The sequence below is a fragment of the Paraburkholderia phenazinium genome, from assembly GCF_900142845.1.
GTDB lineage: Bacteria > Pseudomonadota > Gammaproteobacteria > Burkholderiales > Burkholderiaceae > Paraburkholderia > Paraburkholderia phenazinium_A.
In genome coordinates this window covers 2,317,703-2,344,101 of record NZ_FSRU01000001.1, presented here as the reverse complement: position 1 = coordinate 2,344,101, position 26,399 = coordinate 2,317,703, and the positions used below count along the sequence as shown (strand labels likewise).

The window sequence follows — 26,399 nt, the reverse complement described above, 5'->3', positions numbered from 1 at the left end:
TTAGCAACGATGTGCCTGCCGGGTTGTCTTAAGCGTTGAGGGTCGCGTCAAATGTCAAAGGAGCAGGTAGCCTGAGCCTCGAATGGTTCGAATGACCTGGCGTTCTCCCGCTATGTGAATTTTCTTGCGCAACCGGCCAACGTGCACTTCGATGAGATTCGTGCCCGGAACAAACTCGTAACCCCAGACCGCTTTGGAAATCATTTCGCGAGTGAGCACCTGGTCGGGATGTCGCATCATGAACTCCAGTAACCGGCATTCCGTGGGCTTTAGCTTAAGTTCGCGTTCGCGACGTCTGACTTTATGTCGGATCAGGTCGAGTTCAAGTTCCCCCGCGCGCAAGACAGTCTCGGATTCGGTAATACGCGGACGCCTGCGTAACAGCGCTTCAATGCGGACAGACATTTCCGCGAAAGAAAACGGCTTGCAGAGGTAGTCGTCGCAGCCGGCCCGAAACGCTTCGACACGCTGCTCGATATCCGGCATTGCACTCATGATGAGAACAGGCGTCTCCATGCCGACGCCGCGCATGGCGGCGAGAATCGTCAAGCCATCGAGGTCGGGTAACGAGCGGGCGAGAGCGACGATGTCGTAGTCGCCGGCCATCGCTTTAGCCATACCTTCCCGGCCGGTGCGCGCGATATCGATCAGGTACCGACCCGCTGCAAGCGTGCGCGTCATGTTAAGCGTGAGCGATTCGTCGTCTTCGATTGTCAAAATTTTCGGCATTGTACGCGGATGTAAATTGGGTTGATCAGGCAACGGCTTGCCGCGCGAGTGACCGATCCGTTGGGTCGTGGTGGCGTCGGTTGAGGCTCGATGTTTGAGATGTGAACATTGATCGACTCAGTTTGGCAGGCCCTGGGTCTCGAGGGAGGCTTCGAGATGCTGTGAGAGCGCGTCCTTCAGTTTCGCCAGGCTAGGCGTTGGCAGTGCGAAACCGGTCCAGCCGAGTCCTGTATGACGCAGGAAAAGCACCGTACCGTCATACAGCGGATGCTTCTCCGCATGCCAGCAGGGATTCATCTCAACCACGTATTGATGGGTCTGCGACGGCACTTTGGGGACTTCCGGTTGCATGGCCGCACGAATCACGCTTAACCGTTCCAGCAGTGCATCCAGTTCACCCGTCTTCAGCAGAACAGCCTGATGGCCGATAGCGATCCGGATGGCATGGCCGCCGTACTCGTTGATCCGTTCGATACTCATTGCGCCGGGCATATCTCAGTCCTCGTCTCTTTCAGGTGTTCTTATTATGTAATCGATAGCGACGACGACCTTGAAATAGTCGAATTTCGTGATGAAATTTTATTTAACGGGAGCGGCATGCGATTATTGAAACGATAGATAAATGGGATTTCACGGTGATTGAATGGCGTCGAATAGAAGAATTCGTTATCCTTATCGTTATCCGATCTCGTCTGTCTGCGCTCATTGCAATCGCTGACGAGTAGCCGATTCGTTGCATGAAAGGCGGGGGCGCGCTAGCCGAACAGGACAGCGCGTCCAATGCTACGCAGACGCTCGCACGCAATTCGGCGCTCTGGTGAGCTGATAGCCAAAACAGTTAACGGTGGCGATGTTGACGTCCGGCACGTGCTGTTTGAGTTTGCGGCGCAAGCGCCAGACCAGGGGGCTGGCGGTAGACAGATCGATGTCTTCCTTTTCCGGCCACGCGTAGCGGAGCAACTCATCGTGGGGCACGGGTACATCGAACTGCCGCATCAAACATTCAAGTAGCAGATACTCTCGCTTGGTGAGCGGCAGACGCTGGCTCCCGTTGACCAGCTCCCGTTTTAGCGGATCAAGTTGGAATGGGGGCGGTAGCTGGGCGTGCTGGGGGCGTACCGTGGCGGTGCGATGCAGGACCTGCATCCGCTCTTGCATCTCGATGTAGGAATACGGATGGGTAAAGCAGGCATCTGCGCCAGCTCGTAGCATGGCAATTCTGTCGCCGGATGTAGCGGGGCCGAGCACCACGACAATCACCGCAGCGGGCGCGGCGTTTTTGAACTGAGCTAACGCCGTTGTTAGCGCTGGATACGAAGCGCGGTCAAGGATCATCATGACGATCGCGTCGAACGATTCTTTCGGTGCAGCCAGAATACCGTCGCGGAGATCGTTGGAGCGTCGCAGGCTGTGCGCACTTTCGCGAAACGCTTTGCTTAGCCAGGCCGACTCGTTATGTTGAGGCGAGACGAAAAGAATACGCATTTAGGGGTGGCCTCGACGGAGGGGGGCGTTCGCGCGAGTCATGCGAGTATCCGTGGCCAGCATTCAATGGTTGCCCTGGTACCCGGCGCAGCATCATGTAGCCGGATGGTGAAATCGTGTACGCGCATGACGGTCGACACAATGCTGAGTCCTAGTCCAGAACCGGCAACATGCTGGGTACGTTCGCTTCGATAGAAGCGTTGCAGCACTGCGTCACGATCTGCCTGCGGGATGCCGGGTCCATTGTCGATGACGTCCACCCTGGGGCCGGACGGCGTTGCGTTGAGTTCAATGCGTACCAGGCCACCACTCGGCGTGAACTTCAGCGCGTTGTCGAGCAGGTTGCCCAGCGCTTCGAACAACAGATCGCGGTCTGCGCGGATAGTGCCGACGTGCTGCGTTTGCACCATGAGCCTGATCGAGCGGCTTTCCGCGAGCGGCTCGTATAGTTCGCCAACTTCGTGGATCAGGGTTTCGAGTTGCAATGCGGCAAAGCCCCCGCGCCGCTGGAGCGTGCCAATTTCGGAGATGCGCAGCATGGCGCGGAAGCGGTCAAGGAGTGCATTTGTCTCGATACGCGCCCGTTGGACCAGTGTCGAGAGTTCCTGATCGGGCAGTTCGCCGGTGCGCTCCGCGATGTGCCCAAGCAGGGTATGCATGTGCGCAAGTGGTGTACGCAGGTCGTGAGCGATGCCATCGCAGGCTCCCTTCACTTCATTCATCAGACGTTCTACTTCCTCGAGCATATGGTTGACCAGATGCACCAGCATGTCGATTTCGTCGCGCCCTCCGGCCGGCAGCCGCTGGCCAAGGTCACCCTGCGCAATCAGTTGTGTCGCGTGGCGAATTCCTTTCAGGCGGCGCATCTGTCGCATGCTCAACGCCAGGCCACCTGCGATACCCGTGACCATGCAGAGGATTCCACCAAGGATGAGCGCGTTGACGATCCTTTGGCGAACCCTCAGAACATGGGTGAGGTCGCGGGCAAGCACGAGCTTTTCGCCGTCACGACGCTGCTCCGCCATGACGCGTACCACCGGCGCTCGTTCCGGGCCTGCAACCGCGAGGGTGTCGAGCGTAACGCCCGTACGGTTGACCGGCAGGTTCGGTGGAAGCATCAGCATGTCGCCGGCAAGGTGCCGGCCGTCGGCCGCGAACAGGCCGTAATAGTTGGTGTGCATGTGCTCATGCTCGATGCGCCCGTAGATGGCGTCGATAAGATCGCCGTGCGGCATCGAATCGAAATAGATCAATTGCCAGTCCATGACGACATCGGTTTCGTGCTCCATGGCGCCTGTCACGGCCCAACTGATGAATCCCATCAGCAGCGTGACAGACACCGAGAAGATCACCGTGTAGACCGCCATCAGACGGAAGGTCGTCGAATGCCATCGCCGCCTCAGGGGCAATAGCGTCGGAACGGGAACGTCTACCAAGGTGGCTTTCATGCAAGGATATAACCGGCGCCGCGGACGGTCTCGATCAGGGGTTTGACGCCGGACGGGTCGATCTTCTTGCGCAGCCGGCCCATGTGCACGTCAATCAGGTTGGTCCCCGGATCGAAGTGGTAACCCCAGACGGCTTCGAAGAGCATGGTTCGTGTGACGGTCTGCCCGGCATGACGCATCATGAATTCGAGTACGCGGTATTCGGTGGGCAGCAGTTCAATCTCCTGGCCGTCACGCTGCACCTTGCGCGAGATCAGGTCGAGTTCGATCGGCCCCACGCACAAGGTTGTCTGGGTCGGCGCGGCCGGACTCTGGTTGCGGCGCAACAGCGCCTCCAGACGCGCGCTCATCTCTTCGGGGTCGAATGGCTTGGTCAGGTAATCGTCGCCGCCTGCTCGCAGGCCGCGCACGCGTTCATCGACGTCGCCGAGCGAGCTGAGCATCAGGACGGGCGTACGAATGCCGATGCTGCGCACGGTGGTCAGGATAGTCAGTCCGTCGACGCGAGGCAGCATGCGGTCCAGGGTAATCAGGTCGTACTCGCCGCTGATCGCCCGCACCATGCCGTCCTGACCGTTGTCCACCCAATCGACCGAGTATCCGCGGCTCTGCAGTGCACGAACGATCTCGTTCCCGGTGATCTCGTCGTCTTCAATAGCCAGGACGCGTGACGGCCTCATCTCGTGTCCATTCCGCACGGGTCGGCATCGAACCGCAAAGGGTTGCGCGAGGTCGGCCCGGTTCCTGCAGCGGAGGAGGTTCTGGTGAGATCGCGGCGTGAAGGGGAAGCGGCAAGGGGAAGTTGAAGCGGCATCTCAGGCACCGGGAAAAAGGGCCGACCGTGAAACGGTCGGCTAAAGGTTCCAGCATTCGAGGGCTATATTGCTGGAACCGGAGACAGAGCCAAGGTTAATGCGGTCCTGCGCCGGACGAGGAGCACACATGGGGGAGTGGAGAAGAAGCACAGTGGCGCGAATGGCGATCGGGAGGCGAATTGCATAACCGTGGGGGCGAACATGAAATATTTTCAATTTTCACGATACGCACCGGCACTCACCCGCGGTCTATGCTAAGTCACCTTCTTTAACTCACACGATTTGGGGCACGACAGCGGACTCAGCGCGTGGGCGGGAGGGGTCATCAATCCTGGCGAAACCATTATGAAAAATGCGACCCTGCGGCAGCTGAAAACCTTTGAAACCGTCGCCAGACGTCTGAGCTTCTCGCGAGCAGCGGACGAGTTGCATCTTTCGCAGCCGGCCGTGTCTACTCAGATCAAACATCTGGAGCAGCATGCGGGTGTGCCCCTGTTTGAACAACTCGGCAAGCGAATTTTCCTGACGCCCGCAGGGCAAGAAATGGTGGGTCATACGCGGGCGATCATTGAACGCTTCCGCGCGGTGGAGGAGGCATTGGTGCGGTTGAAGGGGGGCAAGGGCAGTTGCCTGAATATCGGCGTGATCAGCGCCGGTGGCTACTTTTTCCCGCGCTTGCTTGCCGACTTCAACCAGCGGAACCAGGGAATCCGGCTGGAACTGGCGGTCGAGAATCGGGACCAGTTGTTGAGGCAACTCGACGAGAATCGCATCGACCTCGCCTTGATGGTCGGCGTGCCGACGGACCCGATCATGGTCAGTGAGCCGTTTGCGCCGCATTCATATCTGATTGTGGCGTCGCCGTCCCATCCCCTTGCGGGCAAACGGCAGGTTCCCGTTTGCGAGTTGACGAAGCAGCGTTTTGTCGTGCGGGAAAGGGGTTCCGACACGTGGGGTGTGATGGAGGATGCGATAGCCGATGCGTTCGACAAGGATAGCGAACCGATTGAGATCAAGCATACCGAAACGATCAAGCAGGCCGTCATGGCGGGGATGGGCATCAGCTTTTTGTCCGCGCATACCGTCGACCTTGAACTGAAGGCCGGCATGCTTGTTGTGCTCGATGTAGTTGGCTTCCCTATCGTGCGACAGTGGCGCATCGTGCATCGTGCCGACAAGCGACTCTCGCCGGTGGCCGCAGCATTCAAGCATTTTTTGCTTGAGCAGGGCCGCCCGGGATCCATACCTTGATGCCCGGGCGGCGTCTGAGCAGAGGAGCCGCAGTGCGATTCAGATCGGCATGACGTCGGGACGGTTGTTCGGGAACCGGGCAATCGTCTCCTCAGTCACGTGCAGGTGATCCATGATCATCTGCTTCGGCGTGTGCGTCAGCCAGTCGGAAAGCGATACCTCGGCGAAGTGGTCCGCCTTGAAGATTTCCAGGAATACGAGGTCGGTATCGCCCGTGTTCTGCACGTAGTGACCGAGACTCTTCTTGACATAGCCGATATCGCCCGCGCGGAAGTCTGCGGTTGCCGCCTTCGGACCTGTATCGAACACGGTCATCCGGGCTTCGCCCTTGATGTAGTACTGCCATTCGTCCGCGTTCGGGTGCCAGTGCAGCTCGCGCATGCCACCCGGCTTGACCGTCACCAGGGCGGCCGCGACGTTTGCCGATGCCTTGAAGTTGCGACTGTCGGCGATCCGCACCGATCCACCCTTGGTCTCCTTCGTCGGCGCCATATCGCCCAGCGAGAAAATGAACGGATGTTCAGGCAGGCCGAGCGGTGACGCCACGGAACGTTGCGCGGCTTCCAGCGGACCGGGATCGGTACCCTGGAAAATCCACAGGTTGTCGACCGGAATGTTCTTGAAGGCGTCGGCCGGCACGTTGAAGTTGGCGGCCAGGACATCCGGCGGCGTGTGGGCGATCCAGTCCGTCAGCAGAAGCGTGTTGAATTCCGATGCATGGCCGTTGTCGAAGGCGAGCAGGAATTCGGCGCCTGTCGGTCCGAGACCTTGCAACGAGTGCGGCAGGCCCGGCGGGAAATACCAGAGGTCGCCGGTTTTGACGTCGGCGACCTGCGGGCGGCCTTGCTCGTCGAGGATGGTAATGCGGCACTTGCCGTCCAGCATGATGGCCCACTCGGCCTGCTGGTGCCAGTGCATTTCGCGGGTGCCGTTGGTGCCCAGGCGCATGTTGACGCCCGAGATATCTTCCGAGATTGCGAAGTCGTCCTGCGTTACTTCGCGAGCCCAGCCGCCGTTCTGATAGCGCTTGTGCGCGTTGTTGAACGACGCCCAGAACAGCGGCATGCCGTTGATGTCGGTTGCCGGCGGGTTCTGGAACGACGGGAACTGATTGGCAATGGCGGGGTTCTGAGGGCCCGGGTCATTCCGGCTCGTCGGGCTCAGGGCGTTGACGATGCCTTCGGGCGGCCGGTCCGGATTGCCGAAAGTGGCTGCCTTGGCTGTGGCGGCAACACCGAGCGCGGCGGCCGAGGCGGCTGCGCCAACCAGCATTTTACGTCGTGACAGATCAGTCATGGTTTGCTCCTTTCCGTTGTGGAAGTTGAATCAAAAGCAGTGTGTTTTATTCAATATGAAATAACGATGCGGAACACTCGGGGAATCCTGAGAGAATCGGGGCGAATTAATTTGCATTGCCGGTGATCCGTGAATCGATCGCTTAACCGGGTTTCGCCCGACAGGCTGTACCCTTGAGGCTGATGATAGATGCTGCTCGCTCCCGAAGATAATCGTATTTTTGGAACGAAACGATAATGGGTGGATTATGATTAGTTACGCTTTTTGAAGATGGAATTTGTAAAGCGGGAGCGGTGAATTATTGGGAATCAGGGTATTAATAATTATTTAATTTTATCGGAGACATATCCGTTGGCGCGATCTCCATTGCCGGTCCGGTCAACCGGTCTCGCAAGCCAGCGGGGAGACGCGATGCAGCCGGTTGACTGCGAACAATAGTCCCCCCGCTTGCCGCTCAAGCGGTTCCGCCGACCGGCTCAATCCGGTTCGCGGACGTCACCCGGCGAGCGACGAAGTGCAAGCGGGTTGAAGGGGACGGTCTGTTCCGGGGTTGGCTGATCCGCCGTGCTCCAGCCGCCGCCCACTGCACCGATCAACCCTACAGTGGCTTGCAATTGGCGGCGCTTCACCTGAACGCTCGCAAGCTCGCTGCTCAGCGCGGCGCCTTGCGCGACCGTCACATTCAGGTAGTTGTCCAAACCGTTGGTATAGAGGCGCAAGGCGAGATCCTGCACCTTGAGTGCGGACGTCAGCGCTTCCTGCTGCTGGTCGTACTCCGAGGCAAGCTTGTTCGTCAACACAAGCTGGTCTTCAACCTCGCGAAACGCCTGCAGGACAGTCGAGCGGTAGTTATCGCCGGCCTGCGCGAAGGCGGAGCGGCTTTGCTGTTCCTCGGCGCGGCGCAGCCCGCCTTCGAACAGGGGTAGCACGCCCGATGCGCCGATCGACCAAAGGCTGTTGGAGAGCGATCCAAGTCCGCCGAAAGCGCTGTTCTCGAATCCTCCATCGGCACTCAACTCGATGTTCGGATAGAACGCCGCACGCGCGATGCCGATGGCCGCGTTTTCCGCCGCCATGCGCCGCTCGGATTGCGCAATGTCCGGGCGCCGTTGCAGCAGCGCCGAGGGCACGCCAGCCGGAATCACGGGAACCGTCAAGCGTGCCAGGTCTTCCGGCGGCACGCTGAAGGTCGACGGATTGACGCCGGCGAGCACGGCGATGGCGTGCTCGAGCACGGCGCGCTGCGCCTCGTTGTCGGTATCGGCCGCCTGTGCCGTGGAGAGCTGGTCTTGCGCGCGCTCGACATCCATCCCTGCGGCAATCTTGCCGGAATAGCGCAGCTGCGTGATCTTGAGTGCGTCGCTGTAATAGCCGAGCGTCTTCGTATAGACGGCATGCTCCGAGTCGAGCGCGCGCAGCGCCATGTAATCGTTGGCCAGTTCGACTTCGAGACTCAGGCGCGCCGATGCAACCATCGCGGCGGTGGCCTGGGCATTGAACCTGGCATAGTTCGTCCGGTTCCGTATCTCGCCCCAGAAGTCCGGCTCCCACGACAGGGCCGCGCCATAGCCGACCGATCCTTCCACATTCGGCCCGCTGCCGCCGGCGCGGAACAATCTGTTCTCCGACTGGCGGTTCTGCGTAGCGAAAGTCTGGGCGCTCAACTGCGGAAACAGTTGTGAACGGGCTTCACCCACGATGTCGCGTGCCTGGGTATAGGTCTCTTCAGCCGCCTGAAGATCCGGATTGACCGTATTCAAGCTGGCTTCAAGACGATCGAGCTCGTCATCGCCGAACATCTTCCACCAGTCGCTTTGCTCGAGCTGGGCTTCCGGATTGGCGAGCCCGAAGGGTCCCGTACCCTTGTAACTGGCCGGCAGAAGCATAGGCGGCGTTTGGTAGGCAGGCGCCAGGCTGCATCCGGCGAGCGGCACGAGCAGCGACAGGAGCGTGGCGCCAGCAAGGCGCCGGGAAGCTTTGAAGTAACGCATCATTTCGGCTCGCTTTGGGCTGCGGCGACGTTGGCTTGCTGATCGCCGCCAGGCCGCGACACCGGCTCGGATGCCGCGGTTGGGGCCGCCGTTTCCGGAGCGGTGCCCGGGACACCGTTCACGATTTGCACTTTCTCGCCCTCGAGCGTGCCGGCGGAAGGATTGACCAGGAAGCGGTCGGTGGGGCTGAGGCCCGCCAGCACCTGGACGTTCTGGCCGAGATTCAGCCCGAGCTTGACGTCTTGCAGATGCACCCTGTTATCGGCGTCGACGAGTGCCAGTTGCATGCCCTGGTCGCGGAACAACAACGCCTGTTCCGGGACGACCAGCACGCTGCGATCGGTCGGCACTACGAACTTGACGGTCGCATAGCTGCCCGGCCAGAGCAGATGATCCGGGTTTTGCGCCACCAGTTCGGCGACGACGGTGCGCGTTTGCGGGTTGAATGCGTTAGCGGTGGTCAGAAGCGTCGCCTTGAACGCACGGCCCGGGTACTGGGCCAGCGTGAAAGTCGCCTGGAGGCCTGGCTTCAGCACGTCCGCGAAGTCCTGCGGTACGTCGACGAAGAGCCGCATCTCGTGGATATCCGCCACCGAGAACATCTCATCGGCGCTCCCCGTTCCGTGCGAACCGACATCGCCGCCTGCGGCATTGACGTAATTGCCGACGTCGGTATTGCGCGAGGTGACGACGCCGTCGAACGGCGCCACGATATTCTTGAACTGTTCCAGCGCGCCGTAACGCGCGACCTCATGGTTCGCCGCTACCACCTCGGCCTTCTGTGCTGCAGCAGCAGCGACCTTGACGTCCACCTCTTCCTGCGAGACGGCCTCCGTGCCGGCCAGCGACTTCCAGCGCTGCGCCGTTACGTCGGCCAGCGTGCTGTTGGTTTTCGCCACGTCGAGATTGGCGGCCGCGGTCTGGTACTGCTCGTCGACAGTAGGCGCATCGATCGTCGCCAGCAACGTCCCGGCCTTGACGAACACGCCATAGTCCACGTACCACTTGTGCACGTAGCCGCTGACCTGGGCGTAGATCGGCGCCGTGTACCAGGCCTTGATATTGCCGGGCAGCGTGATCGCGCGCGTGGCCGGGCCAGGCATGGCCATCATGACCTGCACCTGCGGGATGGACTCGTCGTCGGAGAGCGTCTTGAGATCCGCGACATTGTCATGACGTTCGACGATGCCGTGGACCACCAGCCCTCCAAGGACAACAGCGGCGATCGCGGCAAACACTTTGGGCCGGATACGGCGCGTTTGCGCGACTTCACGATTGATTGCGTTCATAGATGAGACTCCGTGGCTTTTTTGTCGTTGCGATGCATCAAGGCGAATACGCAGGGAACGAAGAGCAGGGTGGCGAACGTCGCGACCAGAAGTCCACCGATGACGGCTCGTCCAAGCGGCGCGTTTTGCGTATTGCTCATGGACATCGGCAGCATCCCGATGATCATGGCGGTGGCGGTCATCAGAACCGGGCGGATCCGGGCGTAGCCGGCTTCGATGGCTGCGGCGATCGCATCGCCGTGTTCTGCGAGGCGCTCACGGGCATAGGACACCACCAGGATCGAATTGGCCGTCGCCGTGCCCATGCACATGATCGCGCCCGTGAGCGCCGGCACCGAGCCGTTCGTGTGAGTAAGAAAGAGGCTCCAGACAATCCCGGCAATCGCACCCGGCAGGGCCGTGATGATGATGAACGGGTCCAGCCAGGACTGGAAATTCACGACGATCACCAGGTAGACCAGCAGGACCGAAAGCGCCAGTCCCTCCAGAAGCTGTGTGTAAGCACTGCTCATCGTCGTCGCCTGGCCGCGCACATGCACGCTGGCGCCATGGGGTACCTGCGAGTTCATCGCCTTGACCACCTGTTCGACCTGATCGTAGACGGCGCCGAGATCGCGCCCCTGGTTGCTGACGAAGATATCGATCGACGGCATGATGTTGTAGTGAGAGACCAGCAGCGGCGTGCCGGTTTGCGTCACGGTGCCGAGCGCGCCAAGCAACTGCGAGTGCTGGCCGCCCGGGTCGCCGTTGCCTGTGTCGACTGGAATCGTCTCGAGATCGTTCATCGAGGTGAGCTGGTCCTGCGGTGTCTGCATGTTGACGAGGTGCGACACACCTGTGGTCGTGTCGAGCCAGTACGTCGGCGCCGTCTGGCCGCTGCCCGACAACGTCGCAAGCGTGTTGTTCGCAATGTTGGCTTCGGACAGGTTCATGCCGGAAGCCAGCGAACGATCCGCGGCAACCTTGATCGTCGGTTCGTTGAACGCCTGTTCGATGTTGACGTCGGCCGCGCCGGGAATCTCGCGGATGCGCGCCGCGAGCTGCTGCGCGTAGACCATGTTCGCGGCTTGTCCACGCCCGGAGACCTGTACGTCGATCGGCGCGGGCAGGCCGAAGTTCAGGATCTTGGCGGTAATGTCGCCGGGCAGGAAGCTGAACACCGTGCCGGGAAAGAGCTTCGGCAGTTCGCGGCGCAGCGTGAGCCGGTAATCGTCCACCGGCGAGTGTTCATTCTTCAGGGTGATGCTGATGTCGCAATCCTGCGGACCGATCGTACCGTCCGAGGTATAGGCGAGGTTAATGCTGCTCGAGGGCAACCCGCAGTTGTCGACCACATTGTTGACCTGGCCCGGCAGCAGCTTCCTGATTTCGCCGTTCACGAGCACGGAAATCTTCGATGCGTCTTCGAGTCGCATGCCGATCGGTGCGCGCATGTGCAAATCGATTTCACCGGACTTGATACCCGGAAAGAAGTCGCGACCGAGGAAAGCGATCAGCCCCATCGACGCGACTGCAAAGCCGAGGAAGGCCATGATAAAGCGCTTGCGGTTGAGCACGGCCGTGGTCAGCACGTTGCGGTAGCCGTCGCGAAACTGCGAGAATTTGCGCTCGAAGCCGCGCTGAAAGCGGGTGAAGAAGCCCGCATTGGCGCCGTCTTCATGAGCGTGGCCATGCGACTTCACCTGGGCGCGCAGCAACCAGGCGGCCATCGTCGGCACTAGCGTGCGCGAGAGCACGAAAGAAGCGAGCATCGCGAAGATGATGGCTTCGGCGAGCGGCCGGAACAGATAGCCCGAGATGCCGTCCAGCTGGAACAAGGGCAGCCAGACGATACAGATGCACAGCGTTGCGACCAGCGTCGGCACGACGATCTGGTTGGCCGCCGTGATGATTCCCTCCTCGAGCTCGACGCCGGTCTCGAGGTGAGAGTCGATGTTCTCGATCATCACAGTCGCGTCGTCGACCAGAATGCCGACCGCGAGCGCGAGGCCACCCAGGGTCATGACATTGATCGTCTGCCCGGTGTAGTGCAGCACCAGGATCGAGGTCAGGATCGCAAGCGGAATCGAGGTCGCCACGATCAGCGTCGAACGCCAACTGCCGAGGAACAGCAGCACGATCATGCCGGTCAGCAGCGCCGCGGTGATCATTTCCTGAACCACCTCGAGCACCGAGTCGCGCACAAACCCCGAAGCGTCGTTGAGCGGCGTGATCTTTACGCCCGCCGGCAACGTCCGGACAATACCTGGCAGTGCTTTCTTGATGCCGGCCACGACTGAAAGCGTCGAGGCGTTGCCGCTTTTGTAAATCTGGATCAGCACCGACTGCTTGCCTTTCACCAGCACCGCGTTGGTCTGCGGCGGCGCGCCGTGATGCACGTAAGCGACGTCGCGCAGATAAACCGTCGCGCCGTTCACCGTCTTGATCGGCATGTTGTTGAACGTGTCCACCTGGAGCGGCGTCGAATTCGTCTGGACCATAAAGTCAAGGCCGCCGATCTTCTGGTCGCCCGCCGGCAGCACCACGTTTTGCGCGCTAAGCGCCGCCGCGACGTCCGAGGCCGAGAGACCGTGCGCAAGCAGCTTCGCCTGGTTCAGATCGATCTCGACGTTGAGCGATGTGCCGCCGTAGGGATTCGGAATCGAGACCCCCGGCACCGACACGAGTTGCGGGCGGATCAGGTTGGAGGCCATGTCGTAGACCTGCGCGGCCGTCATGTTCGACGCCGAGACCTGAAGGTCCAGCACCGGCACCGAGGACGCGTTGTAGACCAGAATCTGAGGCGGCGTGATACCGGCCGGCATTTGCTTCAGCACGGTCTGCGAGACAGCGGTGACCTGAGCCTGGGCCGCGGCGATGTCGGTGCCGGGCTGAAAGAAGATCTTCACGACGCCGGCGCCGTACAGTGACTCGCTCTCGATGTGCTCGACGTTCGCCACGGTCGCGGTCAAGGCGCGCTCGTAGTAGTAGACCACCCGGCCGGACATGTCCTGCGGGGACAGGCCGTTGTAACTCCAGACGACCGCGACCACCGGAATGCGGATGGCGGGAAAGATGTCCGTTGGCGTCTTCAGGACAGCCATCGTGCCGAACAGGATGATGAGGATACTCATCACGACAAAGGTGAGGGGTCGGCGCAAGGCGACCAGAACAATGGCGTTCATGTAAAGGTGTCTATGTCGGGTGCGGCATTGTGTCGGCGCCTGTGGCCCTGTGCGGACCGACGAGGCGAGTGAACGGATGCCGATGATCCGGGACGTGCGGCGTCCCGACAATTCGCCTGAATTAAGCTTTATTTAGTTTGGAGGCGATTCGTCATCCTGCGGGTGTGCACCGTCCGCCGAATCGGGCGCGGCGCGCGGGCACCGGCCTGCAAGTGCGTCATTCGGACGCATTGGATGCATTGCAGTGTGGCCGGTCGTGGGTTGCCGACGAGCGCGCGCTGATTCGTCTGGCGATAGAAACGGCGTTACGCAAGGGAAGAATAAATGCGATGCAACGTGACCCGGATTGAAAGGATGACCTCGCGAGAATTGACCTCAATCTTTTGCGTGTATTCGATGCGATATTTGAAGACCGCAATCTGTTTCTCGCAGGCAAGCGGCTCAATCTGAGTCAGTCCGCCATCAGTCACGCGCTCGGCCGCTTGAGTCAGAGACTGAGCGCGGAAGCCCCGATGATCGATCTGATCGTCAGGCCGTCGACGCGGCTCGATCTTGCCGGACAAATCGACCTTGGTCGAATCGACCTCGCCGTCGGGATTTTCGCCGAGATGCCGGCGCGGTTTCAGTCGATGCCGGTCTGGAAGCAGACGGAGGTTCTGGCGATGCGTCAGGACCATCCCATTGGGGCGCGGGCAGTGACACTGCAAGACCTCCTGAACTATCCTCTGGTGGCCATTTCCCTGGGCGGACAGGAGGAGGGCGCTTCAGGTGGATTTATCCTTGAACGAGGCTTGGCGCGTCAATCGGAGATGTTCGATCGCCAGGCGCTCGAGGCTTTCGCCATTTCCCGGCATCCCGTCTACCTCGGAATCAGAGGGGCATTGACCGGACAGCTTCTCGTCCTGCCGACATGGCCTGTATTGGTGTTCTGGGTGGTGTCGGAACTACTGGTTCAGATGCAGGCCAGATTTGAAGAAATGCGGATGCTGAAGATCCAAGGGCCCGGCTATGACGCCTATTGCGCACGGGTACGCCGCTGGCTCTAGCAAAGCGCCGATCGTTGCGCCTTCGATTGCGCGTATTGCAATGCAATAACGCGTGCCGCCACCTCGTCCGACAGCCTGATTTTGACGCAAGTCATTGTTTGTAAAGATATTTGTGCGGATATTGGGTGCGCCTGGGGATATCCACGGTTGCAGCATGAAACCGATCTAACAATCTTTAAACGATTTAAATTGAGACTGTTCTTATACTGTCCCGGCAGATTGTAAATATTTGTCGATGTTCGGGCGCAGGGCGTCACGAATCATTATGCAAATTGCATCGCGCTGGGCGGCAATGGCGTGACAGATGCTGTGCCGCTTAACGAGGGATTGGATGTTTTTCAGACCGCGCACGACGCGTATTCCGTTCCGGGCGAACGAGCAGAAACGCAAGGCGGGACAGCGCCTGCAACGTATCGAGCTCGATCTGACAAGCGACCGTCACGCGCGCGCGGCGATCGAAGCCTACGCGGATTCGTGTGCTGCCGACATGCCGTGGCTCGCCGAACTGCTGCGCGAATCGGCGGCGCACGGCACGAACGAACTGAGCGCGTGTGCGGCGACGGTGCGTCGCGTGTTCGGACTCGCGCAGGATTGGGCGGCGGCGCAACCCGACTACGCGCACGGTGCCTGGGAGCATGTGCGGATTCATCTCGAGGCGGCGTTGAACCGTCAAATGAAGCAGCCGGAAGACGAAGAGAACGACGAAGGTGAGCACGAGGCGTAGCGCCTCGCGCGCACCCGGACAGGTAAGACGGGGCCAGTGTAAATGCGTGAGCGAGACCTGCTGTACAACCCGTTGATGGCCCCCAGAGGCCGGATAAAGAACCTGAGAGACAGGCTCACGCGTTTGAGCCGATGCCGGATGGCAGGAGGATGGCATTCGGAAGGGGATGGCCGTTTTCGATTATGATGAAAATGCCTTTTCACGTGATGTGACTGGGCGAATTGCGCGCCATTTTTGAGATATATCGGATACCTGTTTTAAACAGGTGTTTCCGGCGCGACTAATAATCGATAAATAGTGTTGTCGATGGAGGAGTTCGTTACCCGACAGTCAGCGTGCTGAACGTGCGTGTGACCTGAAGGCAAACGGGGCGTCGCAGTCCGGTGTAAGGGGGCTGCGCGCCGGATCGACTCGATGACCGGCCATCCAGATACGAATAACGGTGTTGCATTGCGGGGTGTTATGAGAATTGCAGTCCTGGATGACGATCCGGCTCAGGCCGATCTGGTGTGTCAAACCCTCTCGGCCGCTGGCCACATCTGCCATGCCTATGCCGAAGGCCGCGCGCTGGTGCGCCAACTGAGGCGCCAGACTTTCGATCTGCTGGTGCTGGATTGGAACGTGCCGGACATGTCCGGCGAAGAGGTGTTGCGCTGGGTGCGCGAGAGCCTGTCCGAGCGCTTGCCGGTGCTGTTCATGACGAGCCGCAGCCGCGAGACCGACATCACGTCGATCCTCAACACCGGCGCGGACGACTACGTCGTCAAGCCGGTGTCGGCCGGCGTGCTGCTGGCGCGCGTCGGTTCGCTGCTGCGGCGCGCCTACAAGCTCAACACGACCGCCCTCAAGGAAGTGTTCGGCGAGTACGAGTTCGATCTGAGCGCGAAGCACGTGCTGGTGCGCGGCACCGCCGTGGCCGTGACGCAAAAGGAATTCGACCTCGCGCTGCTGTTGTTCCAGCATCTGAGCCGACCGCTGTCGCGCGCGCATATTCTCGACGTGATCTGGAAGCAGGCCACCGAAATCCCGTCGCGCACCATGGATACCCACGTGTCGATGCTGCGTAGCAAACTGGGTTTGCGGCCTGAAAACGGCTATCGCCTGACGCCGATCTACGGTTATGGATACCGGCTGGAGCGCATCGAAAAGGGGGATGCGTGAGGGTGTCTGGGTCCACGCTGCCGGCCCGCTTGCCGGCAGCCGGCGCGCGCCGTGCGCTGGCGGCGCTCGTGCCGTGCGTACCGTACGTCCTCGCGGCGCTTGGGCTCGCGCCCGCGCTGGCCGACGCGCAGAAGGGCAAAAGCACGCCCGTCGTCACCGTGCCTTATACGACCGCCGCGGGCGATACGCTGTACGCCATCGCCGCGCGCTACCTGCGCGATCCGCACGACTGGACAGTGCTGAGCCGTTTGAACAAGGTGCCCGCGCCGCGCCATCTGCAAGCCGGGCTTCAACTGAAACTGCCGGCTGCGCTGTTGCGTCAGGACCAGGAGTCCGCGCGCGTGCTGGCGACCAGCGGTCCGGTCGAGCGGGCCTTCCGCGCGGGACCGTACACGCCGCTGGCGCCCGGCATGATGCTGGGCGAAGGCGATCGCGTGCGTACCGGTCATGACGGTTTTGCGACGCTGGAACTGGTGGACGGTTCGCACGTGAGCGTATCGCAGGACGGCATGGTCGAGATCGGCAAGCTGCGTCAGACAGTCTTGACGGGCGCCTCCGATCGCGTGCTCAACCTGCAGCACGGCGAGGTCGACAGCGAAGTCACGCACGCCACGAAGAAAGACGACCGCTTCCAGATCCGTTCGCCGTCCGTGGTCGCAGGTGTGCGCGGCACGCGCTTCCGGGTGAATTACGATGCCGGCCAGCAGCAAACGGCCGTCGAAGTGCTGGAGGGCGCAGTCGGCGTGGATCCGGGCAGCGCGCCGGCGCCGGCCCCGGGCGTGCCGCTGCAGGCCTCGGAGCAGCTCGTGTCGGCGCACTTCGGCAATGTTTCGGGCGCAAGCGGAGCCATCGGCGCGCCGATCGAATTGCTGCCCGCGCCGTCCTTGAGCGACCCCGGCAAGATCCAGGACGGCAAGACCGTCGCGTTCGATCTCGTGCCGGACAGCCACGCGGCAGGCTATCGCGTGCAGATCGCGCGCGACGCGGACCTGCTCGACCTGATCCGCGATCTGCCGGTGAGCGCGCCGCATGCCGACTTCGGCGACATGCCCGACGGCACCTACTTCGTGCGTATCTCGGCGGTCGATCACAACGGCCTTGAAGGCCTGCCGCAGATCTATGCATTCGAGCGGCGCCAACTGGGTCTGGCCGCCTCGGCGACGCCGCGCCCCGGCACGCGCGACTATACGTTCCGCTGGTTCGCGAGCCGCCCGGGCGTGGAGACGCACTTCCGTTTTGTCCTCGGCGCCACGCCGGACCTGCGCAACCCGATCCTCGACCGTCCCGACCTGCCGGCCGGCGAGATCGTGGTGACGGACTTGCCGCGCGGCGTTTATTATTGGACCGTGATCGCCGAGCAGTTCGAAAACGGCCGGTTCTATGAGAAGGGCAGTTCGATCCGCTCGTTCACGCTTGCCCGTTAGAACTCTAACCTCCACGCATGAGCCTTGATCCGCGTGCACGACTTGGGCGGCCGGCTGGCCGACGCTTCCTGTTCGAATGGGGCGCGCTCGGCTGCCTCGGCATTGCGGTCGTCCTGCTGAGTGCGCTCGGCCGCTGGACGTCGGGCATCGATCATCTGGTCTACGACCGCTTCCTCGCGCTGCATTCGCAGCCGGCGCTCTCCGATATCGTGGTGGTCGAAATCGACAACGCCAGCGTGGCGCGGCTCGGTCACTGGCCCTGGCCGCGCAGCGTGCATGCGAGCCTGCTCGCGCAACTGGCCAAGGCGAAACCGGCGGCGGTGATCTACGACGTGCTGTTCACCGAGGCCGCCGCGGACGACGCGCAACTCGCCCACGCCATCGCCCTGAGCCCGACCTATCTGCCGGTGCTGCTGAGCCCCGAGGACAGCGACGGCGAGCGGGCCGTCATCAAGCCGGTGGCGCCGCTCGCGGCCGCCGCGGCCGGGCTGGGCCACATCAATCTGGAAGTGGACGGCGACGGTATCGTACGCAGCGTCGCGCTGTTCGAGGGCGACGCGCATTCGCGCTGGCCGCAGTTGATGGTGCCGGTCTGGCGGGCCATCAGGCAAGGCGCGCTTCAGCTCTCGCCGCCGCTCGCGAGCCTTGCCGGCGTGCGCGATCGCACGCTGGAGAAGCTCGACGAGGCGCGTTTTCTGATTCCGTTCGGCCTGAATGCCGCGCGCTACGCGCATGTGTCGTTTGCCGATGTCGTGGCGGGCGAGGTGCCGCCCGAGCAGTTGCGCGGCCATGTGGTGCTGATCGGCGTGACCGCATCGGGTCTGTACGACCGCTTCGCGACGCCGGTGTCGGGCGAGCTGGGGCCGCTGCCCGGCGTCTACATTCATGCGAACGTGCTGGATACGCTGCTGACCGGCCGCGCCATCGATCCCGTTACGGCAGTGCCGCTGGTCCTCGTGTCGCTGGTGCCGCTTGCGGCGCTGCTGGCCGGTTTCCTCGTGCTGTCGCCGCGGCGTTCGTTGTTGCTGACCGCCGGCCTGTGCATTCTGGTGGCCGGCGGCAGCGCCGCCTTGCTGTACGGCGCGCGGCTCTGGATGTCGCCGGCGCCGGCGGTGGTCGGGATGATCGTGGTGTATCCGATCTGGAACTGGCGGCGGCTCGAAATGACCATGGCCTATCTGCGCAAAGAGTTGCAGCGGCTCGCCGACGAACCGCATCTGCTGCCGGAAACGCCGCAGCGCCGTCGCGAGTTCGGCGGCGACGTGCTGGAGCAGCACATGGCGCTGATGGCGCAGGCCGCGCAGCGCGTTCAGGACATGAAGCGCTTCGTCTGGGACAGCCTCGATAGCGTGCCCGAGCCGATTCTGGTGAGCGACGTGCACGGCGTCGTGCTGATCGCCAACCATGCGGCGACCGCGCACTTTGCGCGGCTGGGTTCGCTGATGCCGCAAGGCCGCCTGATGCGCGAGGTGCTGGGCGATCTGGCCTTCGTGAAAACCATCGATGCCGGCACCGAGGGCGACGCGGAACACGACACGCGGGCGCGCACGCACTGGCCGGCGATTCTCGATCCGGCGCGGCTCGAATTCGCCGACCTGATGGCGCAAGGTATCGAAGTGCGCGACCTGGCCGAACGCGACCATCTGCTGCGCTACGCCCGGTGCACCAACGAAGAAGGCGAGGTGACCGGCTGGATCGCGGGCCTTGTCGACGTGTCGGCCTTGCACGCAGCGGAGCGGCAGCGCGAGGATGCGTTGCGGCTGCTGTCGCACGACATGCGCTCGCCGCAGGCCTCGATTCTGGCGCTGGTGGAAATCGAACGGGCGCGGATCGAGTCGGACCACGTGCACGAGCTGCTCGAGCGCATCGAACGGTACTCGCGGCGTGCGCTGACGCTCGCCGACGATTTCGTGCAACTGGCGCGCGCGGAGTCGCAAGCCTATGTGCTCGAACCCGTCAGCCTCAGCGAATTGACCATCGACGCCAGCGACGAAGTCTGGCCGCAGGCGCACGCCAAGCAGATCCAGATGGAGACGACGGCCGAGGGCGACGACGGTTGCTGGATCTGCGCCGACCGCTCGCTGATGACGCGGGCGCTCGTCAACATCATGAACAATGCCGTCAAGTACAGCCCGCCCGAGTCGCGCATCATCTGCACGATTGGGCCGGTGACCGGCCTGCCGGCGCGTGTGCAATGTACGATTCGCGATCAGGGCTATGGGATTCCGCTGGAACAGCAGAGCCGGCTGTTTCAGCGCTTCCGGCGCTTTCACGAGGCCGAGCAGCCGGACACCGGCGGCGCGGGTCTCGGCATGGCCTTTGTGAAAACCGTCGTGACGCGGCATGGTGGCGATGTGCAGGTGGTCAGCGCACCGGGCGAGGGCACCGCCTTCACGGTGCTGCTACCGGCCCTCGACGACACGCAGCTTGCGCAGGCCTGATAGGCAGGCCGCATTTTTTGGCATCTTTAGACGCGAAACAAGGGAAAGGGACGACGATGAGAGCCACGCTGATATGCGCTGCGCTGATCGCAGCAAGCCTGGGCGTAAGTCTGACAGGATGTGCCGGTGTCAGCACGGATGTGCGGGCGTCGCCAACGGCTACCCCGATGGAAGGCGAGCACAGTTATACACTGGCACGCTCGCCGTTGCAGGACGGCAACCCCGATCATACGGAATACGAAACATTGATCCGGACCGAACTCGGCCAGTACGGTTTTGCCGACGTTGCCCAGCAACACGCGCACTATCTGCTGTCGATTGCGTATGACACCCGGCTTGCGGGCGTCGGCGTCGGCTCGGCGGATTGTGCGCAACAGGCGGGTTGCGGCAGCCCCGGCGAAGCCTCGTTTTCGCTGTTTGGCCGCCGCTCGTACAAGCACTCGCTGACGCTGCGCTTCTTCGAGCAGACCAACGGTCACGAGGTTTACAAGGTAAGCGTCGTGAGCCAGGATCATGACGCCGATCCGCTGCACGCGATTCCGTATCTGGTGAAAAGCGCGCTCGCGCAATTCCCCTTTGCCGACCATCCCGACTGGCGCGTGAAACTGCGCGCCGACGCGACGGGCGGCGCCCCGACGGTGGTGTCGGTGAAGCCGGTGCAACCCTGATGGGTCAGGACTGCGCGCCGGTGTTCTACGCGCCGTGACGCCCGGCGCTCAGTTCATGGCAAGGTCGACCGATGCGCGGCGCCGCTCTTCGACCATTGCTTCGATCAACGAAGCAAGGTCGTCGGTAGCGGGATCGCGAACCCCCGATGAGCGGTGCAGTTCGAGATCGGCCGGCGGCAGCGGCGGCAAGCCTTCCGCCGCGCCGAGCACACGCCACGCCGCCGGCAGCGTGCAGCGGTCGATGATCGTCACGGCGGCGCCGTGGTTCACCGCCACCTTGATGCCGGTCGGGCTCTGGCTCGTGTAGATCACGTGATAGGGCCGGTCGAGCGCGGCCAGTGCTTCCAGACCGCGCTGCCGGTAGCAGCAGGTCTCCGGAAAGAGCGCGAGCGGCACCGAGGCCCTGGCGTCCAGCACGAAGTCCTCGTGAGCCGCCCACACCACTTCCTCCCGCCCCAGATGCCGGCCGCCCGTCTGCGAGCCGTGCCGCACCACTAGCGCCAGGTCCAGTTCACCCGCTTGCAGGCGTTCGAGCAATTCGAGCGACATCCGGCAATGGATGTGCGGTCGCGCGCCCGGCCGCAGCTCGTAAAACTTCTTCAGCAGATCCGGTAACCAGAGTTCCGCGTAATCCTCAGGCAGTCCAAAACGGATCACGCCCTCGCGGCTGCTCCGGTTTAGTGCGGCGATCGCCTCGTTTTGCACCTGAATAATGCGCCGGGCGTGGATCAGAAAGTTTTCGCCGTCACGCGAGAGTGCAAGGCGCCGGCTATTGCGCAGGAACATATGCGTCTCGAGCCGCTCTTCGAGCGTGCGGATCCGCAGGCTGATCGTGGATTGCGTGCGATGCAGCTGTTTCGCCGCGGCCGTAAAGCCGCCGCTGTCCACGACGGCGACGAATGCACGCACCAGTTCGGGGTCCAGTGAGCTGAGTTTGGACCAATCGGGTCCGCTGATGGCAGCCATCGGAATTACTCGCTTTCCAAAGGAATTTGGTGATCGAAATATGAGGACGTCGATGAGCTGATTGTTGTCGAAAACAATTCGGCTCACAAATCCCCGTTCAAACCACGAATCTGGAGCCACACCGTGTCAGCCAGCCTGCCTCTTGCCGACGCCGAATGTACCGATCTGAGCGATATCGTCGATACCGAGCGTTATCCGTTGCACGATCCGGACCACCCCCGCATGCGCGAGCTGGTGGCGAGCTGCCGGGCCCACCTTGCCGGCAACGGCAGCGCCGTATTGCACGGTTTTTTACGGCCGGCTGCTTTGGCGCAGGCGCGTGCCGAAGGCGTCGCGCTCGCCGGCAAGACCTACTTTTCGAGTCGTAAGGTGAACGCATATTTCACGGCGGACGATCCTTCGTTACCCGAAGCAGATCCACGCCGCGTCTTCATGGACCGCACCAGCGGTTTCGTCACGCGCGACGTCATTCCGGCGGACGCCATCATTCACCGGATCTATGTGGCGCAGGCGATGAAGCGCTTTGTCGCCACCTGTCTCGGCGAGGAGCGCGTGTGGGAATACGCCGATCCGTATGCGGGACTGGTGCAGAACGTGATGCCGCCGGGCACCGAGCAACCGTGGCACTACGATACCAACGAATTCATCGTCTCGATGATGACGCAGCAGCCCGACGCCGGCGGCGACTTCGAGTACTGCCCGAACATCCGTTCTCCTCAAGGTGAGAACTATGGTGGTGTCGGCGCTGTGGTGCGCGGCGAAACGCGCGAACCGATCAACGTGATCACGTTGCAGCCCGGCGATCTGCAGCTCTTCAAGGGGCGCTTCTCGTTGCATCGCGTGACCCAGGTGAAGGGCGCAATCGACCGTCATACCGCTATCTTCGCCTACTCCCAGAAGCCCGGCGTGATAGGCCGCCTGGAGCGCACGCGCCAGCTCTACGGCCGCGTGTCGGAAATGCATCTGGAAGCCGAACAGCGGCTGGTGCGTGCCGACAATCTGGTCGATTGAGGCGACCCGTAAGCCGAGACTGCAGCTTGAAGATTGAAGCTGCATTGAACCTGCAATTGCTGTTGCTCCTGACTCTTATAACGTACCCCACACACACCATGACGATTCTTCGCCCGACTCATCGCCCGGACGACTGCGAACCGACTGCGCAGGAAATTGCGCAGATCCAGCGTGACCGGCTCGCCGCCGTGCGCCGCGAGCTGAAAAAGCGCGATCTGACCGCCGCGATCCTGTTCGACCCGACTCATATGCGCTATGCCACAGGCTCGCGCAACATGCAGGTGTATTCGATGCGCAACCCGGCACGCTATGTGTTCGTGCCGGCCGAGGGCAAGGTGGTGCTGTTCGAATACGCGGGCTGCGATTTTCTCGCCGACGGACTCGATACGGTGGATGAAGTCCGCCCCGCGACGGCGATCTCCTATTACTTCTGCGACGACATGCTGGGCCGCGTGACCGAACGCTGGGCCGACGAGATCGACGATCTGGTCAAGCAGTGCGGCGGCGGCAAGAAGATTGCGATTGAAAGCGCCACCTCGGCGGCGGCGTTCGCGCTGCAGGCGCGCGGCTATCAGATCTCCGATGCCCAGGAGCCGCTCGAACGGGCCCGTGCCATCAAGGTGCCCAACGAGATCAAGATGATCCGTTCGTCGCTGCGCGCCGCGGAAGAGGGCGTGCGCAAGCTGGAGGCGGCACTCGTGCCCGGTATCAGCGAAAACGAACTGTGGTCGCATCTGCACAAGCACATCATCGAAACGGATGGCGATTATGTGGAGACGCGTCTGATCAGTTCAGGTCCGCGCACCAACCCGTGGTTCCAGGAAAGCAGCCCGCGCAAGATCCAGGCGGGCGAACTGGTCGGGCTCGACACGGACGTGGTGGGACGTTTCGGCTACTACGCGGATTTCTCGCGCACCTTCCTGTGCGGCGATGGGCCGGCCACGCCTGCGCAAAAGAACCTCTACCGGCTCGCCTACGAACAGGTCCATTCGAACATGGAGAACGTGCGGGCCGGCACGACCTTTCAGGAGTTCATCGCCAGGGCGTGGAAGATCCCCGGTCCCTATCAGGCGCGCCGTTACTTCGCGCTGGCGCATGGCGTCGGCATGACGGGCGAGTATCCGTACATCGTCCACCGCGAAGACAACGAGGCGAAGGGGTATGACGGCGTGATCCAGCCGGGCATGACGCTGTGCATCGAGAGCTATATCGGCCATGAAGACGGCGGCGAAGGCGTCAAGCTCGAAGAGCAGGTTTACGTGCGCGACGACGGCCAGGTGGAATTGCTGTCCGACTATCCGTTCGAAAAACGCCTGCTCGCCTGATTCATACCTCGCAGCGTCACGCGCAACGTTTCCTGCTTTCGAATTCAACGTATGTCCAAAGCTCAAGGATGAACGACCATGCAATTCAGACGACTCCGGGTGGCGCTCGTCGCCGCCGCGCTGACTTTGACCGGAACGGCAGCTCACGCAGCCGACAACTGGTGTACGCAAGGCAAGACCGTGCACTTCGCGGGCATCACGTGGGAAAGCGGCTCCTTCGCCACGGAGGTGCTGCGGCAGATCATGGAGAAGGGCTACGGCTGCAAGACCGATGTGGTGCCGGGCAGCACGGCCGCCACCGAGACGGCGCTGGCGCATAACGACGTGCAGGTGTGGGCCGAACAATGGACCGGCCGCAGCGAGATCACCGCCAAGGCGGTCGCAACCGGCTCGGTGAAACTGGTGGGCGACACCTTGCCCGGCGGCACCAAGGAAGGCTGGTTCGTGCCCGAGTACGTGATCAAGGGCGACGCGGCGCGCGGCATCAAACCGGTCGCGCCGGATCTCGTCTCAGTGATGGATCTGCCGAAATACAAAAGCGTCTTCGCCGACGACGAGGAACCGGACAAGGGCCGCTTTCTCAACTGCCCGACGGGTTGGGATTGCGAGCGCGTGAATACGCGCCTGCTGAAGGTGTTGAACCTCGACACCACCTATACGAACTTCCACCCCGGCACCGGCGCGGCGCTGGATGCCGCAATCGCGTCCGCGTACCAGCGCGGTGCGCCGATTGTCTTCTACTACTGGGGACCGGCCGCGTTGATGGCGAAATACAAGTTCGCCCAACTGAAGATGCCGCCCTTCAATGACGCCTGCTGGAAGACCTTGCGCGACGAAAGCAGCACGCAGCAATGCGCCTCGTCGTACATGGTGTCGCATGTGACGGTGGGCGTGTCCACGCCGTTCTACGACTCGGATCCCGACCTGGTGACGATGCTCAACAAGGTCAGGTTTCCGATGGACTTCCTGAACAGCACCATTCTCGAGATGAGCACGAAGAAACTCGACGGCGCCGCGATGGCCACGCAGTTCCTGCGCGATCACCCGGAAATGTGGAAGCAATGGGTGCCCGCGGATGTGGCGTCGAAGGTGCAGGCGAATCTCGGCGCCTGAGTGCGTGATGAGCGCGGTGCCCCTGCACGCGCCGGAGTGAGGCTTTGCTGAAGGGAGTCGGTCATGAATGGGTTTTTTCTGCATCTGTCGATGGTCGATGTCGTCAACGACAAGGTCGGCGCACTCGTTCAGAACTATGGCGATGCGTTTCACGCGTTCAGCCTGCTGGTGCTGAAGTACTTGCTGGTGCCGCTCGAAAGCGGGTTGCGCGTGTTGCCGCCATGGCTCGTGCTGGTGGTGGCCGGCGCGATCACATGGCATGCCACACGGCGCATGGGTGTCGCCGGTTTCTTCGTACTGCTGCTGTATGCGATCGGCTGCTTTGGGTTGTGGGACAAACTGATGGAGACGCTCGCCCTGATGCTGGTGGCGACGGTGCTGTCCATCGCAATCGGTGTTCCGGCAGGCATTGTCTGTTCGCAGAGCAGCATGTTGCGACGCATCCTGTTGCCCGTGCTGGATGTGATGCAGACGCTGCCGAGCTTCGTCTATCTGATACCCGTGTTGATGTTGTTCGGCCTCGGTAAGGTGCCGGCGATTTTTGCCACCGTGATCTACGCGCTGCCGCCGCTGATCCGCTTGACGGATCTGGGCATTCGCCATGTCGACGGCGATGTGATCGAAGCGGCCCGCGCCTTCGGTACGACGCGCTGGCAATTGCTGGTGGGCGTGCAGTTGCCGCTGGCGCGGCCCAGCATCATGGCGGGTATCAATCAGACCACCATGATGTCGCTGTCGATGGTGGTGATCGCGTCGATGATCGGCTCGCGCGGGCTCGGCGAGGATGTGCTGGCCGGCATCCAGACGCTCGATGTCGGCAAGGGCATGCAGGCCGGCATCGCCATCGTGATTCTGGCGATCGTGATCGATCGGGTCAGCCAGGGATATGGCCAGGAGCGGCGTGCGCGGCGCGTGGCGGCGGCCCAGCGCGACGCCCGCGTGCAGGCACGCAAGCAGAAGCGCGAGCAGGCGCTGGCGCGTGAGGCGCAGCCGGATGGCGAGCTTGCAAGCGACGCACGCCATTGAGAACGCAACTGAACACGCCAACAGGA

The 26,399-nt window shown here is 62.2% G+C and carries 21 protein-coding genes; 11 read left to right on the top strand and 10 right to left on the bottom strand.

What is annotated here, in order from left to right; all coding sequences use genetic code 11:
* Positions 1-54: 54 nt before the first annotated feature.
* From BUS12_RS10195 to BUS12_RS10175, 5 genes are all read right to left on the bottom strand, one after another.
* Positions 55-729, bottom strand: a complete 675-nt coding sequence (locus tag BUS12_RS10195; protein ID WP_074295576.1) for a response regulator transcription factor — start codon at positions 727-729, stop codon at positions 55-57.
* Positions 730-846: 117 nt separating this feature from the next.
* Complete coding sequence (locus BUS12_RS10190) at positions 847-1,221, bottom strand: hypothetical protein (protein ID WP_074295575.1); 375 nt, start codon at positions 1,219-1,221, stop codon at positions 847-849.
* 291 nt (positions 1,222-1,512) lie between these two features.
* The gene (locus BUS12_RS10185; protein ID WP_074295574.1) at positions 1,513-2,214 is read right to left on the bottom strand and encodes a response regulator transcription factor; all 702 of its coding nucleotides are present in this window, start codon (positions 2,212-2,214) and stop codon (positions 1,513-1,515) included.
* A 38-nt stretch (positions 2,215-2,252) separates the two neighbouring features.
* The gene (locus BUS12_RS10180; RefSeq protein WP_074295573.1) at positions 2,253-3,581 is read right to left on the bottom strand and encodes a HAMP domain-containing sensor histidine kinase; all 1,329 of its coding nucleotides are present in this window, start codon (positions 3,579-3,581) and stop codon (positions 2,253-2,255) included.
* 77 nt (positions 3,582-3,658) lie between these two features.
* On the bottom strand, positions 3,659-4,342 hold the full coding sequence (locus BUS12_RS10175; protein WP_074295572.1) for a response regulator transcription factor: 684 nt from the start codon (positions 4,340-4,342) through the stop codon (positions 3,659-3,661).
* A 480-nt stretch (positions 4,343-4,822) separates the two neighbouring features.
* Here BUS12_RS10175 and BUS12_RS10170 point away from each other — a divergent pair, with 480 nt between their 5' ends.
* The gene (locus BUS12_RS10170) at positions 4,823-5,728 is read left to right on the top strand and encodes a LysR family transcriptional regulator (RefSeq protein ID WP_074295571.1); all 906 of its coding nucleotides are present in this window, start codon (positions 4,823-4,825) and stop codon (positions 5,726-5,728) included.
* Positions 5,729-5,767: 39 nt separating this feature from the next.
* Here the strand turns inward: BUS12_RS10170 and BUS12_RS10165 are convergent, their stop codons facing one another.
* The 4 genes from BUS12_RS10165 to BUS12_RS10150 all read right to left on the bottom strand — a co-directional run bounded on the left by BUS12_RS10165 (position 5,768) and on the right by BUS12_RS10150 (position 13,468).
* On the bottom strand, positions 5,768-7,024 hold the full coding sequence (locus tag BUS12_RS10165) for an oxalate decarboxylase family bicupin (protein ID WP_074295570.1): 1,257 nt from the start codon (positions 7,022-7,024) through the stop codon (positions 5,768-5,770).
* Between the two features lie 476 nt (positions 7,025-7,500).
* Positions 7,501-9,018, bottom strand: coding sequence for an efflux transporter outer membrane subunit (locus BUS12_RS10160; protein ID WP_074295569.1), 1,518 nt, complete (start codon positions 9,016-9,018; stop codon positions 7,501-7,503).
* Positions 9,015-10,304, bottom strand: coding sequence for an efflux RND transporter periplasmic adaptor subunit (locus BUS12_RS10155; protein WP_074295568.1), 1,290 nt, complete (start codon positions 10,302-10,304; stop codon positions 9,015-9,017). The genes BUS12_RS10160 and BUS12_RS10155 overlap by 4 nt, the downstream gene beginning before the upstream one ends.
* Positions 10,301-13,468, bottom strand: coding sequence for an efflux RND transporter permease subunit (locus tag BUS12_RS10150; protein ID WP_074295567.1), 3,168 nt, complete (start codon positions 13,466-13,468; stop codon positions 10,301-10,303). The genes BUS12_RS10155 and BUS12_RS10150 overlap by 4 nt, the downstream gene beginning before the upstream one ends.
* A 383-nt stretch (positions 13,469-13,851) precedes the next feature.
* Between BUS12_RS10150 and BUS12_RS10145 the strand changes: the two genes are divergently transcribed.
* From BUS12_RS10145 to BUS12_RS10120, 6 genes are all read left to right on the top strand, one after another.
* The gene (locus BUS12_RS10145; protein WP_074295566.1) at positions 13,852-14,514 is read left to right on the top strand and encodes a LysR substrate-binding domain-containing protein; all 663 of its coding nucleotides are present in this window, start codon (positions 13,852-13,854) and stop codon (positions 14,512-14,514) included.
* A 331-nt stretch (positions 14,515-14,845) separates the two neighbouring features.
* Entirely contained in the window at positions 14,846-15,238 is a 393-nt protein-coding gene (locus BUS12_RS10140) for a hypothetical protein (RefSeq protein ID WP_074295565.1), read from the top strand.
* Positions 15,239-15,700: 462 nt separating this feature from the next.
* Positions 15,701-16,399: a response regulator transcription factor gene (locus tag BUS12_RS10135; protein WP_074295564.1), complete on the top strand. Its 699-nt coding sequence runs from the start codon at positions 15,701-15,703 to the stop codon at positions 16,397-16,399.
* A 56-nt stretch (positions 16,400-16,455) separates the two neighbouring features.
* Positions 16,456-17,823, top strand: a complete 1,368-nt coding sequence (locus tag BUS12_RS10130; RefSeq protein WP_437123872.1) for a FecR family protein — start codon at positions 16,456-16,458, stop codon at positions 17,821-17,823.
* A 17-nt stretch (positions 17,824-17,840) separates the two neighbouring features.
* Positions 17,841-20,264 carry a CHASE2 domain-containing protein gene (locus tag BUS12_RS10125; protein WP_074295562.1) on the top strand — a complete coding sequence of 808 codons (2,424 nt, stop codon included), beginning with the start codon at positions 17,841-17,843 and terminating at the stop codon, positions 20,262-20,264.
* A gap of 56 nt (positions 20,265-20,320) precedes the next feature.
* Positions 20,321-20,932, top strand: coding sequence for a DUF4136 domain-containing protein (locus BUS12_RS10120; RefSeq protein ID WP_074295561.1), 612 nt, complete (start codon positions 20,321-20,323; stop codon positions 20,930-20,932).
* Between the two features lie 48 nt (positions 20,933-20,980).
* Here the strand turns inward: BUS12_RS10120 and BUS12_RS10115 are convergent, their stop codons facing one another.
* Complete coding sequence (locus tag BUS12_RS10115) at positions 20,981-21,898, bottom strand: LysR substrate-binding domain-containing protein (protein WP_074295560.1); 918 nt, start codon at positions 21,896-21,898, stop codon at positions 20,981-20,983.
* Between the two features lie 123 nt (positions 21,899-22,021).
* Between BUS12_RS10115 and BUS12_RS10110 the strand changes: the two genes are divergently transcribed.
* The 4 genes from BUS12_RS10110 to BUS12_RS39315 all read left to right on the top strand — a co-directional run bounded on the left by BUS12_RS10110 (position 22,022) and on the right by BUS12_RS39315 (position 26,373).
* Positions 22,022-22,909, top strand: coding sequence for a HalD/BesD family halogenase (locus BUS12_RS10110; protein ID WP_074295559.1), 888 nt, complete (start codon positions 22,022-22,024; stop codon positions 22,907-22,909).
* A gap of 98 nt (positions 22,910-23,007) precedes the next feature.
* Positions 23,008-24,234, top strand: coding sequence for a M24 family metallopeptidase (locus BUS12_RS10105; protein WP_074295558.1), 1,227 nt, complete (start codon positions 23,008-23,010; stop codon positions 24,232-24,234).
* Between the two features lie 78 nt (positions 24,235-24,312).
* On the top strand, positions 24,313-25,347 hold the full coding sequence (locus BUS12_RS39320) for an ABC transporter substrate-binding protein (protein ID WP_074295557.1): 1,035 nt from the start codon (positions 24,313-24,315) through the stop codon (positions 25,345-25,347).
* 63 nt (positions 25,348-25,410) lie between these two features.
* A complete protein-coding gene (locus BUS12_RS39315; protein WP_083640332.1) occupies positions 25,411-26,373 on the top strand; it encodes an ABC transporter permease in 963 nt (320 codons plus the stop codon).
* The last annotated feature ends 26 nt before the right edge of the window (positions 26,374-26,399 follow it).

Bases quoted from the DNA above. Each gene is read 5' to 3' on its own strand.
- BUS12_RS10185 (WP_074295574.1), bottom strand. From the start codon at position 2,214: ATGCGTATTCTTTTCGTCTCGCCTCAACATAACGAGTCGGCCTGGCTA.
- BUS12_RS10170 (WP_074295571.1), top strand. From the start codon at position 4,823: ATGAAAAATGCGACCCTGCGGCAGCTGAAAACCTTTGAAACCGTCGCC.
- BUS12_RS10165 (WP_074295570.1), bottom strand. From the start codon at position 7,024: ATGACTGATCTGTCACGACGTAAAATGCTGGTTGGCGCAGCCGCCTCG.
- BUS12_RS10125 (WP_074295562.1), top strand. From the start codon at position 17,841: ATGAGCCTTGATCCGCGTGCACGACTTGGGCGGCCGGCTGGCCGACGC.
- BUS12_RS10175 (WP_074295572.1), bottom strand. From the start codon at position 4,342: ATGAGGCCGTCACGCGTCCTGGCTATTGAAGACGACGAGATCACCGGG.
- BUS12_RS39315 (WP_083640332.1), top strand. From the start codon at position 25,411: ATGAATGGGTTTTTTCTGCATCTGTCGATGGTCGATGTCGTCAACGAC.
- BUS12_RS10160 (WP_074295569.1), bottom strand. From the start codon at position 9,018: ATGATGCGTTACTTCAAAGCTTCCCGGCGCCTTGCTGGCGCCACGCTC.
- BUS12_RS10120 (WP_074295561.1), top strand. From the start codon at position 20,321: ATGAGAGCCACGCTGATATGCGCTGCGCTGATCGCAGCAAGCCTGGGC.
- BUS12_RS10135 (WP_074295564.1), top strand. From the start codon at position 15,701: ATGAGAATTGCAGTCCTGGATGACGATCCGGCTCAGGCCGATCTGGTG.
- BUS12_RS10105 (WP_074295558.1), top strand. From the start codon at position 23,008: ATGACGATTCTTCGCCCGACTCATCGCCCGGACGACTGCGAACCGACT.
- BUS12_RS10180 (WP_074295573.1), bottom strand. From the start codon at position 3,581: ATGGCGGTCTACACGGTGATCTTCTCGGTGTCTGTCACGCTGCTGATG.
- BUS12_RS10190 (WP_074295575.1), bottom strand. From the start codon at position 1,221: ATGCCCGGCGCAATGAGTATCGAACGGATCAACGAGTACGGCGGCCAT.
- BUS12_RS10155 (WP_074295568.1), bottom strand. From the start codon at position 10,304: ATGAACGCAATCAATCGTGAAGTCGCGCAAACGCGCCGTATCCGGCCC.
- BUS12_RS10150 (WP_074295567.1), bottom strand. From the start codon at position 13,468: ATGAACGCCATTGTTCTGGTCGCCTTGCGCCGACCCCTCACCTTTGTC.
- BUS12_RS10140 (WP_074295565.1), top strand. From the start codon at position 14,846: ATGTTTTTCAGACCGCGCACGACGCGTATTCCGTTCCGGGCGAACGAG.
- BUS12_RS10115 (WP_074295560.1), bottom strand. From the start codon at position 21,898: ATGGCTGCCATCAGCGGACCCGATTGGTCCAAACTCAGCTCACTGGAC.
- BUS12_RS39320 (WP_074295557.1), top strand. From the start codon at position 24,313: ATGCAATTCAGACGACTCCGGGTGGCGCTCGTCGCCGCCGCGCTGACT.
- BUS12_RS10195 (WP_074295576.1), bottom strand. From the start codon at position 729: ATGCCGAAAATTTTGACAATCGAAGACGACGAATCGCTCACGCTTAAC.